This window comes from Streptomyces parvus (assembly GCF_032121415.1).
Lineage (GTDB): Bacteria > Actinomycetota > Actinomycetes > Streptomycetales > Streptomycetaceae > Streptomyces > Streptomyces globisporus_A.
Genome location: NZ_CP135079.1, coordinates 5672869 through 5687029, shown reverse-complemented (window position 1 = coordinate 5687029; position 14161 = coordinate 5672869). Strand labels below are relative to the sequence as shown.

Annotated in this window: 10 protein-coding genes; 2 read left to right on the top strand and 8 right to left on the bottom strand. The window is 74.7% G+C overall.

What is annotated here, in order from left to right:
* Window positions 1-8: 8 nt before the first annotated feature.
* Window positions 9-1394: a GH1 family beta-glucosidase gene (locus RNL97_RS26580; protein WP_030584980.1), complete on the bottom strand. Its 1386-nt coding sequence runs from the start codon at window positions 1392-1394 to the stop codon at window positions 9-11.
* Between the two features lie 173 nt (window positions 1395-1567).
* On the opposite strand from RNL97_RS26580, the gene treZ reads away from it, so the two are divergent.
* Window positions 1568-3328 (top strand): malto-oligosyltrehalose trehalohydrolase, encoded by a 1761-nt coding sequence (treZ, locus tag RNL97_RS26575; protein WP_030584977.1) that lies wholly within the window; start codon window positions 1568-1570, stop codon window positions 3326-3328.
* 18 nt (window positions 3329-3346) lie between these two features.
* Here the strand turns inward: treZ and RNL97_RS26570 are convergent, their stop codons facing one another.
* Both RNL97_RS26570 and RNL97_RS26565 read right to left on the bottom strand, forming a co-directional pair.
* Complete coding sequence (locus tag RNL97_RS26570; RefSeq protein WP_030584974.1) at window positions 3347-4495, bottom strand: aminopeptidase P family protein; 1149 nt, start codon at window positions 4493-4495, stop codon at window positions 3347-3349.
* A 204-nt stretch (window positions 4496-4699) separates the two neighbouring features.
* Window positions 4700-5392, bottom strand: a complete 693-nt coding sequence (locus RNL97_RS26565; RefSeq protein WP_199814213.1) for a nucleoside/nucleotide kinase family protein — start codon at window positions 5390-5392, stop codon at window positions 4700-4702.
* 98 nt (window positions 5393-5490) lie between these two features.
* On the opposite strand from RNL97_RS26565, the gene RNL97_RS26560 reads away from it, so the two are divergent.
* A complete protein-coding gene (locus RNL97_RS26560; RefSeq protein ID WP_030584969.1) occupies window positions 5491-5883 on the top strand; it encodes a VOC family protein in 393 nt (130 codons plus the stop codon).
* Between the two features lie 75 nt (window positions 5884-5958).
* Here RNL97_RS26560 and RNL97_RS26555 read toward each other — a convergent pair whose 3' ends face one another.
* The 5 genes from RNL97_RS26555 to RNL97_RS26535 all read right to left on the bottom strand — a co-directional run bounded on the left by RNL97_RS26555 (window position 5959) and on the right by RNL97_RS26535 (window position 14158).
* Complete coding sequence (locus RNL97_RS26555; protein WP_030584966.1) at window positions 5959-6885, bottom strand: LysR family transcriptional regulator; 927 nt, start codon at window positions 6883-6885, stop codon at window positions 5959-5961.
* A gap of 47 nt (window positions 6886-6932) precedes the next feature.
* Window positions 6933-8135, bottom strand: a complete 1203-nt coding sequence (locus RNL97_RS26550; RefSeq protein WP_030584962.1) for a glycine C-acetyltransferase — start codon at window positions 8133-8135, stop codon at window positions 6933-6935.
* A gap of 77 nt (window positions 8136-8212) precedes the next feature.
* Window positions 8213-9241 (bottom strand): L-threonine 3-dehydrogenase, encoded by a 1029-nt coding sequence (tdh, locus tag RNL97_RS26545; protein ID WP_030584959.1) that lies wholly within the window; start codon window positions 9239-9241, stop codon window positions 8213-8215.
* A 254-nt stretch (window positions 9242-9495) separates the two neighbouring features.
* Window positions 9496-11886, bottom strand: a complete 2391-nt coding sequence (locus tag RNL97_RS26540) for a protein kinase domain-containing protein (protein WP_313751278.1) — start codon at window positions 11884-11886, stop codon at window positions 9496-9498.
* A 1-nt stretch (window position 11887) separates the two neighbouring features.
* Window positions 11888-14158 (bottom strand): bifunctional serine/threonine-protein kinase/ABC transporter substrate-binding protein, encoded by a 2271-nt coding sequence (locus RNL97_RS26535; protein WP_313751277.1) that lies wholly within the window; start codon window positions 14156-14158, stop codon window positions 11888-11890.
* Window positions 14159-14161 lie beyond the last annotated feature (3 nt).

Below are 14161 nucleotides of genomic sequence, written 5' to 3'. Positions count from 1 at the left end.
AGTATTGATCATTCGGGCGGTGTCGCGTAAGCCCCCTCGACCGCCGGGTTCCGCTTCTGTGCGCGGATCAGGTCGCGGTACCAGGCGTAGGACCGCTTGGGCGTACGCGTCAGGGTCGCGTAGTCGATGTGGACCAGGCCGAACCGCTGGGAGGCCCCTTCCGTCCACTCCACGTTGTCGGTCAGCGACCAGGTGAAGTAGCCGCGTACGTCCACCCCGGCGTCCATCGCCGCGCGCAGGGCGCTCAGGTGGCTCTCCAGGTAGGCGATGCGGCGGTCGTCGGCGTGGGTTTCCTCCAGGGCGCAGCCGTTCTCCGTGACGTAGAGCGGCGGGAGGCGGTCGCCGTAGCGGGTGTGCAGGGTGGTGACGATCTCGGTGAGGCCCTCGGGGACGACGGGCCAGCCGAAGCCGGTCTTCTCGTACCCCTCGATCTCCCGTATTCCGAAGGGGAGTCCGGCGGGCATGGTGAAGCCGGAGAATTTTTCCAGGGCCTCCGGGCGGGGTGCGCCGACGAGGGTCGGGTTGTAGTAGTTGATCCCGTACCAGTCGAGCGGGGTGGAGATGACCTTCAGGTCCTCGGCGGCCGGGCCCGGCATCAGGGCGGCGAGGTTCTCGTCCGGGTAGCGGCCGGTGAGGACGGGGTCGGCGAAGAGCCAGTTGGTGAGCGTGTCGTACAACTCCGCGCCGAAGCGGTCCTCGTCGCTGTCCCCGGCCGTCCAGACGGGGGCGTGGGAGAAGGCGGCGCCGATGTTGTCCGCGCCGGCCGCGCGCAGGGCGCGGACGGCGAGGCCGTGGGCGAGGAGCTGGTGGTGGGCGGCGGGCAGGGCGTCGAAGAGGAGGGTGCGGCCGGGGGCGTGCTCGCCGAGTGCGTAGCCGAGGAGCGTGACCTCGGCGGGTTCGTTGATCGTGATCCACATGGGGACCCGGTCGGCGAGGCGTTCGGCGACGATGCCCGCGTACTCGGCGAAGCGGTAGGCGGTGTCCCGGTCGAGCCAGCCGCCCGCCTCCTCCAGCGGGAGCGGAGTGTCCCAGTGGTAGAGGGTCGGGGCGGGGGTGATGCCGTGGGCGCACAGCTCGTCGACGAGCCGGTCGTAGAAGTCGAGCCCGTCGGCGTTGACGGCCCCGCTGCCGCCGGGCACCACGCGGGGCCAGCTGACGGAGAACCGGAAGGCGTCGGCGCCGAGCCCGGCCAGCAGGGCGACGTCCTCGCGGTAGCGGGCGTGGAAGCCGGTGCCCCGGGTGGTGTCGGTGCCGTCCTTGATCCGGCCGGGCAGCGCGGCGAAGGCGTCCCAGCCCGAGGGGCCCTTGCCGTCCTCGTCCACCGCCCCCTCGGTCTGGAACGCGGAGGACGAGGCTCCCCAGAGGAAGCCGGGCGGGAAGATCGGCAGGGTCATCGCGGCCTCCAGCAGCCGTACGTGGGGAAATCCGTATGAGCGGGCGCCTCGCCGGGCAATGATCAGGACCAGACCTTAATCGCCGGTGGCGGGCGGCAACAGAGCCTGTCGCGTGGATCGTGGAGCCCGCCCCCGGGCGACCGCGCGCCCCGCCCAGGGACGAGGAGTGGTGGATGCAGTTCGAGGTGTGGGCCCCCGATGCGGGCTCGGTCGTGCTGGAGGCGGCGGATGTCCGGTCTCCCATGGAGCGTGACGCGGGGCGCGAGGGGTGGTGGACGGCTCGGGCGGAGGCCTCGGACGGGGACCGGTACGGCTTCCGGGTGGACGACGGCCCCCTGCTGCCGGACCCCCGTTCGCGGCGCCAGCCGGACGGGCCCGACGGCCCGAGCGCGGTCGTCGACCAGGAGGCGTACGCCTGGCGCAACGGGTGGGCCGGGCGCCGGCTGAACCGGGCCGTGCTGTACGAGCTGCATGTGGGGACGTACACCCCGGAGGGCACCTTCGACGCGGCGGCGGCCCGGCTGGGCCATCTGGCGGAGCTGGGGGTCACCCATGTGTCACTGATGCCCCTCTGCCCGTTCCCGGGCGTCAACGGGTGGGGGTACGAGGGCGTCTCACTGTGGGCCGTGCACGAGCCGTACGGCGGGCCCGAGGGGCTGAAGCGCTTTGTCGACACGGCGCACGGGCTGGGGCTCGGAGTGGTCCTGGACGTCGTCCACAACCACCTGGGCCCCTCCGGCAACCACCTCCCCGCCTTCGGCCCGTACTTCACCGACACCCACCACACCCCGTGGGGCGCGGCGGTCAATCTGGACGCGCCGGGCTCGGACGAGGTGCGGGCGTTCCTGCTGGGCAGCGCCCTGGCCTGGCTGCGCGACTACCGGCTCGACGGGCTGCGGCTGGACGCGGTGCACGCCCTGGCCGACACCCGGGCGCTGACGTTCCTGGAGGAGCTGTCGGCGGCGGTGGACGCGCTGGCGGTGGAGCTGGGTCGGCCGCTCGGGCTGATCGCCGAGTCCGACCTCTGCGATCCGCGCACCACGACCCCGCGCCCGGCGGGCGGCCTCGGGCTGCACGCCCAGTGGAACGACGACTTCCACCACGCCCTGCACACCGCGCTCACCGGCGAGTCCCAGGGCTATTACGCCGACTTCGCCCGGGCTCCGCTGGCCGCCCTCGCCAAGACGGTGACGTCGGCGTTCTTCCACAACGGGACGTGGTCCAGCTTCCGGGGCCGGAGCCACGGCCGCCCGGTCGACGTGTCCCGCACTCCGGCGCACCGCTTCGTCGGCTACGCGCAGACGCACGACCAGATCGGCAACCGGGCGCTGGGCGACCGGCTGGCCTCCTCCCTCTCCCCTGGCCTCCAGGCGTGCGCCGCCGCGCTCGTGCTGACGGGCCCCTTCACCCCGATGCTGTTCATGGGCGAGGAGTGGGGGGCGCGCACTCCGTGGCAGTTCTTCACCGACCACACGGACCCGGAGCTGGCCGAGGCCGTCCGCAACGGCAGGCGGCGGGAGTTCGGGGCGCACGGCTGGGCGGAGGAGGAGATCCCCGACCCGCAGGACCCGGCGACCCGGGACCGGTCCTGCCTCGACTGGTCCGAGCCGGAGCGCGAACCGCACGCCCGGCTGCTCGCGTGGTACCGCGAACTGATCGCGCTGCGGCGGACGTTGCCCGATCTGCACGACCCCGACCTGGCTTCGGTGAAGACCGCGTTCGACGAGGACGCACGGTGGTTCGCCTACCGCAGGGGGGATCTGCGGGTCGTGGTGAACCTGGCCGACAAGCCCGCCGCCATCCCGCTCGGCCTCGGACGCCACCGCCGTTCCGGGGGGCGGGTGCTGGCAGCCTGGGAGCCGGTCGAGGCGCCGGGGCCGGACGGGGTGCTGCACCTGCCGCCGGAGTCCTGCCTGGTGCTCGCGGACGACTGAACTCCCGCGTCCGCGCCCCTACTCCACGACGGCGAGTTCGCGGGCGGTGGTGTTGAGGCGGCGTCCGCCGTCCTCGGTCACCGCCACGATGTCCTCGATCCGGACGCCGAAGCGGCCGGGGAGGTAGATCCCCGGCTCCACGGAGAAGCACATGCCCGGGACGAGCGGCTGCTCCTCCCCCTCGATCATGTAGGGCGGCTCGTGGGTGGTGACGCCGATGCCGTGGCCGGTGCGGTGGATGAACCGGTCGCCGTAGCCGAACTCGGTGATCACCGCGCGGGCGGCCCGGTCGATCTCCTGGCAGGCGGCGCCGGGCCGGACGGCGGCGCAGCCCGCCTGCTGGGCCTCGCGGACGATGTCGTGGACCCGCTGCTCCTCGGCGGTGGGCTCGCCGACATGGACCGTACGGGAGGTGTCGGAGCCGTAGCCGTGCTTCAGACCGCCGAAGTCGAGGACGACCATGTCGCCGCGCTCGATGGTGCGTTCGCCCGCCTCGTGGTGCGGGTTGGCCCCGTTGGGGCCGGATCCGACGACGGTGAAGTCCACCTGGGAGTGCCCGAACTCCCGCAGCAGCGCGGCGAGGTCCATGGCCACGTCGACCTCCCGGCGGCCGGAGAAGCGCACCTTGAGGATTTCCTCGTACGTGGCGTCGGCGGCGGCCCCGGCGGCGGCGAGCCGTTCCAGCTCGGCGGCGTCCTTCACCGCGCGGAGCATCGGCAGGGCCTCGGTGAGGGCGGTGTAGGAAGTGCCCGGCAACTGCCGCTGGAGACCCAGCAGATGCATCGCCCAGGTGTTGTCGCTGACGCCGAAGCGGCCCTCGGCCTCCAGCAGCGGAGCGGTCACCTCGTACGGGTCCTTGCCGTCGGTCCAGTCCCGCAGGGTCAGCGCGGGCGCCCCCGTGGCGGCGGCCGCGTCGGGGGCCTCCAGGGTCGGGACCACCAGCACCGGGTCGTGGCCGGCCCGCACCACGAGGAGGGTGAGGCGCTCCGTGCTCACGGGGCGGTAGCCGGTGAGGTGGACGAGGTCGGGACCCGGCGCGACGATCACCCCGGCGAGCCCGGCCTCGGCCGCGGACTCGGCGGCCCGTGCCATCCGGGCCCGGTAGTCGTCGGCGGTGAAGGGCGGGGGCGGAGCGGACTGCTGGGCGAACGGGCTCGGGCTCGACATCAGGACCTCCTGGCGCTGCGACACGGCACACAGCATCCTGCCCGCCCGGCGGGGCGTACGCGACCGGCTTCCGGTCGCGTGTCAGACCTGGGCGTGTCCGCGACCGGCTTCCGGCCGTGCGTGTCTGCCGGGGCGTCAGCCGTCGGTCGCCTCGGTCACCCTCAGCCGCGGGACGCCGTCAGCAGCGTCGGTCACCGTGAGCCGTCACCCGCGTCGGTCGTCGTCAGACACCGGTCGCCGCGGCCGTCGCCCGTCGGGCAGCCGCACGATCAGGTCCGCCCGGTCGCGGTCCCGCTCCACCAGCCGGGCGTTCGCCTCGTCGGACCGGGCCACCCACTCCTCCGCGTCGCGCCGGAGCCGGCCGTGGTGCACATGCCGGTCGACAAGGCGACGCACCCGGACCTCCGGGTCGAGCTCCAGGAACCACACCTCGTCCAGCAGCCCGCGCACCGGGGCCCACGCCCCGTCGCCGAGCAGCAGGTAGTTGCCCTCGGTGACGACGAGGGGAACGCCCGGCGGGACGGGCAGGGACCCCGCGACCGGCTCCTCCAGGGTCCGGTCGAAGGCCGGGGCGTAGACCGCGTGCACCGGGTCCGGCGTCCGCAGCCGCCGCAGCAGGGCCGCGTACCCGGCCGCGTCGAAGGTGTCGGGCGCGCCCTTGCGGTCGGCGCGGCCGAGGCGGTCCAGCTCGGCGGCGGCCAGATGGAAGCCGTCCATCGGGACGAGGGCGGCGCGTCCGTCCAGGGCCGCGACCAGCCGGTCCGCCAGAGTGGACTTCCCGGCCCCGGGCGGGCCCGCGATCCCGAGGATGCGCCGCTGTCCGGTGTCCGCGAGGGCGCGGGCCCGGTCGTTCAGCGCGGCCCGGCCGCCGGTGCTCGTAGCGTCCACGAAGTCCATGCGGCGCATTGTGCCCGGCAACCGGGGACCGAAGCGCTAGTGTTACGTATAACGTCGTCGCGGAGCCCCGCCGGCAGAACCTCCGGAAGGCAACTTTCATGTCCCGCATCGCCCTGGTCACCCTGGTCGTCCGCGACTACGACGAGGCGCTCGCGTTCTACCGCGACGCGCTCGGCTTCGAGCCGGTGGAGGACACCGACCGGGGCGACGGCACCCGCTGGGTGGTGGTGCGCCCGCGCGGGGCGGCGGACGGCACGGGGCTGCTGCTGGCCCGGGCGAAGGACGAGGCGCAGGCCGGGGCCGTCGGGGCGCAGACGGGCGGCCGGGTCGGCTTCTTCCTGCACACCGAGGACTTCGCGGCCGACCACGAGCGGATGCGCGCGGCCGGGGTGCGCTTCCTGGAGGAGCCGCGCCACGAGTCGTACGGCTCGGTCGCGGTCTTCGAGGACCTGTACGGCAACCGGTGGGATCTGCTCCAGCCGGCCGGCTGAGGCCGTCGCCACCACGCCGTCCCCGGGGGGGCCTGGAGCCCTGGGGTCAGGACCGGGTGTACCGCGGCCCCCGGGTCAGGACCGGGCGGCCAGCCCGGCTTCGCGTACGGCCACCGCCTCCATCGCGTCCAGCACCGGCCGGATCAGCGGATGGCCCTCGGCCCCCTGGCGTACGGCCGCGAAAACCCGGCGGGTGGGGGCGCTGCCCTCGACCGGGCGGACGACGACACCGGTCAGTTCCATCCCGCGCAGCGCGGAGCGGGGCACCAACGCCACCCCTGCGTCCGCTCCGGCCAGGGCGACCACCGCGTGGAAGTCGTCCGACGAGTGGTCGAGGCGCGGGGCGAAACCGGCGTACTCGCAGGCCAGGACCACCACGTCGTGGCAGGGGTTGCCGGGGTACGGCCCGATCCACGGGTCCTTCGCCAGGTCGGCGACCGCCACGTGGGCCTGACAGGCGAGGCGGTGGCCCACCGGGAGCACCGCGTCGAAGGGCTCCGAGTACAGCGGGACACGGGTGAGCCGGCGGTCGTCCTCGGCGGGCGCGCCCCGGTATTCGACGGCCACCGCCACATCCACCTGCCGGTCCAGCACCATCGGGACGCTCGCGTCGCCCTCCGCGTCCTGCACCTTGACCCGGATGCCGGGCGCGGTGCGGGCCAGCTCGGTGAGGGCGGGAGCGAGGACGAGGCCGATCCCGGTGGCGAAGGCGGCGACCGTGACCGTACCGGCGACACCCGCGCTGTAGTCGGCCAGCTCCGCCTCGGCCCGCTCCAGCTGGGCGAGGACCAGGTTGGTGTGGCTGAGCAGGATCTCCCCTGCGGCGGTGAGCCGGGCCCCGCGCGCCCCGCGTTCGACGAGGCGGTGGCCGGTCTCCTGCTCCAGGGCTGCGAGCTGCTGGGAGACGGCGGAGGGGGTCAGGTACAACGCGGCGGCGGCCGCGGTCACCGTGCGGTGGTCGGCCACCGCACGGAGGATTCGCAGCCGCCGCGCATCGATCATGTGCCCATTGTCCCAGGTGGTGGCGGAACCACCGACCCGGTCGGCGGTCAGACGGCTTCCGCCTCCAGCGCGGCCCGAGCGTCGACGAACGCGTCCACGGCACGGTTCACATCGGCGGCGGAGTGGGCGGCCGAGAGCTGGACGCGGATACGGGCCGCGCCCTGCGGGACGACGGGGTACGAGAAGCCGATCACGTACACCCCGCGCTCCAGGAGCAGTTCCGCCATCCGGCCCGCCTTGCCCGCGTCCCCGATCATGACGGGGGCGATGGCGTGGTCGCCGGGCAGGATGTCGAAACCCTCCGCGGTCATCCGCGTGCGGAACAGCTCGGTGTTGGCGGCGAGCTGCTCGCGCAGGTCCCCGGCGGACTCCAGCAGGTCGATGACCTTGAGGGAGGCTGCGGCGATGACCGGGGCGAGCGTGTTGGAGAAGAGGTACGGGCGCGAGCGCTGGCGCAGCAGGGCGACGATCTCCGCGCGGGCCGCGACGTAGCCGCCTGAGGCTCCGCCGAGCGCCTTGCCCAGGGTGCCGGTGATGATGTCGACCCGGTCCATCACGCCGTGCAGCTCGGGCGTGCCGCGACCGCCGGGGCCGACGAAGCCGACGGCGTGCGAGTCGTCGACCATGACCATGGCGTCGTGGCGGTCGGCCAGGTCGCAGATCTCCTGGAGCGGGGCGACGTACCCGTCCATGGAGAAGACGCCGTCGGTGACGATGAGGCGGCGGCGCGCGCCGGACGCCTCCTTGAGCTGCGTCTCCAGTTCGGCCATGTCGCGGTTGGCGTAGCGGTGGCGCTTGGCCTTGGAGAGCCGGATGCCGTCGATGATGGAGGCGTGGTTGAGGGCGTCGGAGATGACCGCGTCCTCGGGGCCGAGCAGGGTCTCGAAGACTCCGCCGTTGGCGTCGAAGCAGGAGGAGTAGAGGATCGTGTCCTCCTGGCCGAGGAAGGCCGAGAGCCGCTGCTCCAGCTCCTTGTGGACCTCCTGCGTGCCGCAGATGAAGCGGACCGACGCCATCCCGTAGCCCCAGCGGTCCAGCGCCTCGTGGGCGGCGGCGATGACCTCGGGGTGGTCGGCGAGGCCGAGGTAGTTGTTGGCGCAGAAGTTGAGGACCTCGCCGGGGCGGCCGCCGGAGGTGACCTCGACGGTCGCGGACTGCGGGGTGCCGATCACGCGCTCGGGCTTGTGCAGCCCGGCGGCGCGGATCTCGTCGAGGGTGGTGCGCAGATCGTCGCGTACGGAGTCGAACATGCGGATTCCTTAGGAGATCAGATAAGAGCCGAGGGACGAGAGGGGAGGAGGTCGGGCGCGTCGGGCGGCCGGGCGCCTCAGGCGGTCCAGTCGAGGATGACCTTGCCGCCGAGGCCGCTCGCGGCGTCGTCGAAGGCGGCCTCGAAGTCGCGGAAGCCGTACCGGCCGGTGATCACGGGGGCGAGGTCGAGGCCGCCCTCCAGCAGGACGGACATGGCGTACCAGGTCTCGTACATCTCGCGGCCGTAGATGCCCTTGATGGTGATCATCGAGGTGACGATGCGGGCCCAGTCGACGGCGAACTCCTCGGCGGGCAGGCCGAGCATGGCGATCCGGCCGCCGTGCGTCATGTTCGCGACCATGTCGCGCATCGCCTCGGGGCGGCCGGACATCTCCAGGCCGATGTCGAAGCCCTCCCGCAGGCCGAGTTCGCGCTGCCCGTCCGCGATGGTGCTCTCCGCGACGTTCAGGGCGAGGCTGACGCCGACCTTGCGGGCCAGAGCGAGGCGGGCCTCGCTGACGTCGGTGATGACGACGTTGCGGGCCCCCGCATGCTGGGCGACGGCGGCGGCCATGATGCCGATCGGGCCCGCGCCGGTGATCAGGACGTCCTCGCCGACCAGCGGGAAGGAGAGCGCGGTGTGCACGGCGTTGCCGAACGGGTCGAAGATCGCCGCGATGTCGAGGTCGACGGGGACCCGGTGCACCCACACGTTGGAGGCGGGCAGGACGACGTACTCCGCGAACGCCCCGTCGCGGCCGACCCCGAGGCCGACGGTGGAGCGGCAGAGGTGGCGGCGGCCGGCGAGGCAGTTGCGGCACTTGCCGCAGACGAGGTGGCCCTCGCCGCTGACCAGGTCGCCGATGGCGATGTCGGCGACGTCGGAGCCGGTCGCGGCGACCTCGCCGACGAACTCGTGGCCGAGGATCAGCGGGGTGGTGACCGCCTGCTGGGCCCAGCCGTCATAGGCGCGGATGTGCAGGTCGGTGCCGCAGATACCGGTGCGCAGGACCTTGATCAGGACGTCGGTGGGACCGTACTCCGGCTCCGGCACGTCCATCAGCCACAGTCCGGGCTCGGCCTTCTGCTTGACGAGTGCCTTCACGGCTGTGGCTCCCTGACGTCGGTACGCGAGTGAATACCCCGGGCCGCGGGGCATGTCGGAGAACCCTGCGGCCCGGGGTGGTCTTGGGTGTCACCCCCCATGGTGGGGGTTCGGCGGGACGGGACGGAGCATCTGGGAAAGCTCCACGCGCCGTCCCCGGCCGTCACCGAGAAGGCTGCCGTACGGCGGGGCCCCCGGTCCATCGAGGATTTCTTAAGCGCCGCCGCAGGAGATCTTCACGCCTGGCCGGGGCTTCACCGGCCGCTGCCGCCGGACGCCTGACGGACCTGCCCGTACGGGCCCAGGAAGCGGGGGCGGCCCTTCTCGATCCGGTAGAGGAAGATCCCGTCCGGGATCCGCACCTGGCGGGTCGAGGCGTCGAAGGCGAGGGTCCGCACGATCCCCCGGTGCTCGGTGCGCACGAGCCGCCCGCCGATACCGCTGCGCACCTCGCCGGAGGCGCTGGTGGTCCCGGCTGCGCGGGCGATCAGGCCGACCGCGTCGTACGCCTCGGCGGCCCAGGTCGCCGGGGGTGCGCCGAAGCGCTTGCGGTGGGCGGCGGTGAAGGCCCGGGCCGCGGGGAGGGCGGCGGGGTCGGCGTACGCCTCGGCGAAGACCCAGCCGTCGGCCGCCGCGCCCGCCCCGTCGAGGAAGGCGGGCCCGAGGGCGGGTCCGGCGGCGACCCGGGTGCCGGTGAAGCCCTCGCCCGCCAGCGCGGTGGCCAGACGGGCTGCGCGGGCCGCGTCGCCGCCGCCGAGCACGACGGCGTCGGCGCGGCCGGCCACGGCCTTGCGGGCGACACCGCCGAAGCCCGCGTCGCCCCGGGCGAGGGGGTGTTCGAGGAGGGTGACCCCGGTGAGGGCGGCCTCGCGGAACGCGCTCCCGACCTTCCCCGCGAGCCCGGGATCGGCGGCGTCCTCGACGAGGAGGACGCGGGTCGCGGGGCTGGTACGGGTCAGGTAGCTGATCAGACCCGGGGTGAGCATCCGGTCCAGGGGGCGGGTGACGCAGAGGTGGAGCCCGCTGCCGGACTCGACGGTGCTCGACCCGGCCGCGACGACGACGGTGGCCAGCCGTGCCTCGCCGTACCGCTGGACGAGTTCCTCGCGCAGGACGGCCCCGGTCGGCCCGAGGACCGCGACGACCGCCGGATCGGCGGCCAGCCGCCCGGCCACCCGGAGCGCCGCCGCCGGGTCGCCCGCGTCGTCCTCGATGCGCAGGGCGAGCCGGAACGCCTTGTCCTTACGGGAGTTGTGGTCGGCGACGGCGAGCTGGGCGCCGCGCCGGTGGGCCAGCCCGACGGCCCGGCCGGGTCCGCCGAGGTCGGCGTGGAGCCCGATCGTGTACGTGGGTGGCTCCCCGGACCGGCCCGAGGGACCGCCCGCCCGGCTACCGCGCCCCCACAGGGCGTTCCAGCCGGCGGCCGCCCCGCCGACGAGGAGAACGGCCCCCGCGGCGCCGCCGGTCAGGACCCTGCGGCGAGTGGGCCCGCCCTCCCGGTCGACGGCGTCGTCCCCGGCGGTGTCGTCCCCGGCCGGGGTGAGCGTGGTGGGCAGGGGCTCGGGGTCCGGCAGCGCGAGAGCGGCGGCGGACCGCTCGGCGATCAGCGCGGCGAGGCCGGCGGGGGGCTGCCAGGGGGTGGGGGCGGGGGTCTCGTTCGGGGCCGGGGACTCGGCCCGGCCCGGGGGCCGGGGCTCCCCCGGGTGAGGGGGCAGGTCCTGGGCCGGGGCCTCGCCCAGGACCGGGGTCAGGGCCTCGGCCGGGTCTGGGGCCAGGTCCGGGGCCGAGGAGGCGCGGAGGGACTCGCGGGGGTCCCGGGGCGCGCTCCGGTCCGGGGCCGCCTCCCCGTCCGCCGCCAGCGCGTCGCGGACCCGGCTCGCGGTCGGCCGGGCGGCCGGGTCCTTCGCGAGGCAGGCGGCGATCAGGGGGGCCAGGCCGGGCGGGACGCCCGTCAGGTCCGGCTGCTCGTGGACCGTACGGAACAGGGCGCCCGCCCCACCGCCCTCGCCGAACGGCCCCCGCCCGGTCGCCGCGTACACAAGGACGCAGCCGAGCGAGAACACGTCGCACGGCGGCCCCAGCGGTCCGGCCGACGCCTGCTCCGGGGCCAGGTAGCCGGGCGTCCCGATCACCGCGCCGGTCGCGGTCAGCGCGGTGGCGCCCTCGTGGCGGGCGATCCCGAAGTCGATGAGGCGGGGGCCGTCGAGGCCGAGGAGCACATTGCCGGGTTTGACGTCGCGGTGGATCAGCCCGGCCTCGTGGACCGCGGCGAGGGCCTCGGCGAGCCGCCTCCCCAGCGCCCGCACGGTGACCGGGGGCAGCGGTCCGCCGGCCGCCACCACCTGAGCCAGCGAGGGCCCGGGGACGAACGCGGTCGCCAGCCACGGTTCGCGGGCCTCGGTGTCCGCGCCGAGCACCGGGACCACCCAGGGGCCGGTGATCCGGGCGGCCGCCTCGGCCTCGCGGCGAAACCGTGCCCGGAAGCCGGGGTCGGCGGCGTGCTCGGCCCTGATCACCTTGACGGCGGCGAGCGCCCCGCCCGCCGAGCGTGCCAGGTAGACCACACCCATGCCGCCCGCGCCGAGCCGGACGAGGGTGCGGTGGGGGCCGACGGTGCGGGGGTCCTCGGAGGTGAGGGGCCGCACGTCAGCTCTTCGGCTTCGGGGCGGGGCCGAGGTAGCGGAGGCGACCGTCCTCCACCCGGTACACGTGGGCGTCCCGGCCGACGAGTTGCTGACGTTCCTCCTCGAACGCGTAGGAGCGCGAGACCCCTTCGTACCGGGCGGCGGCGATCGCGGCGGTGAGCGCGGACCGGGTGGGCCGGCCGTCGCCGGAGGGCGTGACGCTCGCGGACACCCCCTTGACCGGGGGCGAAGCCCCGGCGGCACGGCCCGTCGCGCCCTTGGCCGCCGGCTCGGCGAGGGCGGCCAGTTCGCGGGCGACGAGCCCTGCCGCGTCGTACGCCTCGGCCGCCCAGGCGGCGGGCGCGGTGCCGAAGCGTTTGCGGTGGGCGGCGGCGAACGTCGCGGCGGCCGGGGCGGTGGCGTCGATGAACGGGGCGACGAACTCCCAGCCGTCGGCCGCAGCGCCGGCCAGTTCCAAAAACTCCGTTCCCATGACCGCGTGTTGGGCCATGCGCGGTCCGGCGAAGGAGAGGTCGGCCAGGATGCGGGCGACCCGGGCGGCGCCGGCCGCGTCACCGGCGTAGAAGAGGGCGTCGCTCCGATGCGAGAGGAGGTCGGTGATGACCGGGTCGAAGACGGTGGTCCCGGCGGGCACCACGCGGGGGTGGGTGGTGCCGGTGGTGAGGCTGGGGGTCAGCAGGTTGGTCGAGTAGCCCGACTGGTAGGCCGCCTGTCCGCCGGACCGGTCGATCAGGACGCCCAGCCGCTCGACGTCGGGGCGCAGGAGAAGGCGGTTGACGATGGGAACGGCGAGCGAGGCGTAGGAGGGGGCGGCCTGGAAGAAGGAGGCGTTGGCGCGGCGCGGGAAGGCGATCTGAAGGGCCGACACCGTCAGGACCGGCATCACGGCTTCGTCGTACGCGGACAGGGCGGCCCCCGCCGACTCGTCGCTGGTGGGACCGATGACCGCGACGACCTCCGGATCGCGGGCGAAGTCCTCGGCGACCCGGGCCGAGCGGGCGGGGTCGCCCTGGTCGTCGAGGACCTTCACGGCGAGCCGGAAGGGCTGGTCGTCGAGGGAGTTGAAGCGGTCGACGGCGAGCCGGACGCCGCGTTCCTGGGCGCGTCCGGCGGGGCTGAGGGGCCCGGTGAGGTCGGCGTGCACGCCGATGATGAGGCGCCGTCCGCCGGGGGCCCCGCCGCCTCCTGCCCCCTCTGCTTCGTCGCCGGTGAGCCGTACGGCGGCGAAGGCTCCGGCGCCGAGGGCGAGAGCGCCCCCGGCCGCGAGGAGCAGGAACCGCCTTCGGCCGGGGGCGGGTTGCGGGCTCGGGGGCTCCTCGGCGACGGCGACGGTGGCGTCGATGGCGGGCAGGGCCAGCAGCACGGCGGCCCGGTCGGCGATGATCCGCACGACGTCCTCGGGCAGCCAGTCGGCGGTGGCCCCGGCGGGCATGTCCTCGGCGATCAGGGTGTCGAGGTCGGCGGCGGCCGGACGCTCGCCGGGGTCCTTGGCGAGGCAACGCTCCAGCAGCGCGCGCAGCCCGGGGTCCTCGACGCCGTCGAGGTCCGGGGCGTCGTGCACGGTGCGGTAGAGGACGGCGTCGACCGCACCGCTGCCGAAGGGCGTCCGACCGGTGGAGGCGTACGCCAGGAGACAGCCGAGCGAGAAGACGTCCCCGGCGGCTCCGGTGGGCTCAACGGCCCCACCGGGGGGCTCACCGGCCCCCTTCGCACCCCCTGACACCACCTCCGGCGGCAGAAACCCCGGCGTGCCGACGATCAGCCCCGTGGCGGTGAGGGCGGTCGCGTCGGCGGTGCGGGCGATCCCGAAGTCGATCAGCCGGGGGCCGCTCGCCGTCAGCAGGACGTTGCCCGGTTTGACGTCGCGGTGGACGAGTCCGGCGCCGTGCACGGCGGCCAGGGCGCGGGCGAGCAGCCGGCCGAGGACGGTGACGCTGCGCACGGGGAGCGGTCCGCGCCGGGCGACGATGTCCGACAGCGTCGGCCCGGGCACGAACTCGGTGGCGAGCCAGGGACGTTCGGCCTCGGTGTCGGCGCCGGTGACGGACACGGCCCAGGGGCTGTCGACCCGGCGGGCGGCCTCGGCCTCACGGCGGAAGCGGGCCCGGAAGTCCTCGTCCCCGGCGTGCTCGGGCAGGATCACCTTGATCGCGGCGAGCGCTCCGGCGTCGGTGCGGCCGAGGTAGACGACGCCCATGCCGCCGGCTCCGAGGCGGCCGAGGAGCCGGTGGCCGCCGATCCGGGCGGGGTCGGTGGGTCGCAGGTCGTCCATCGC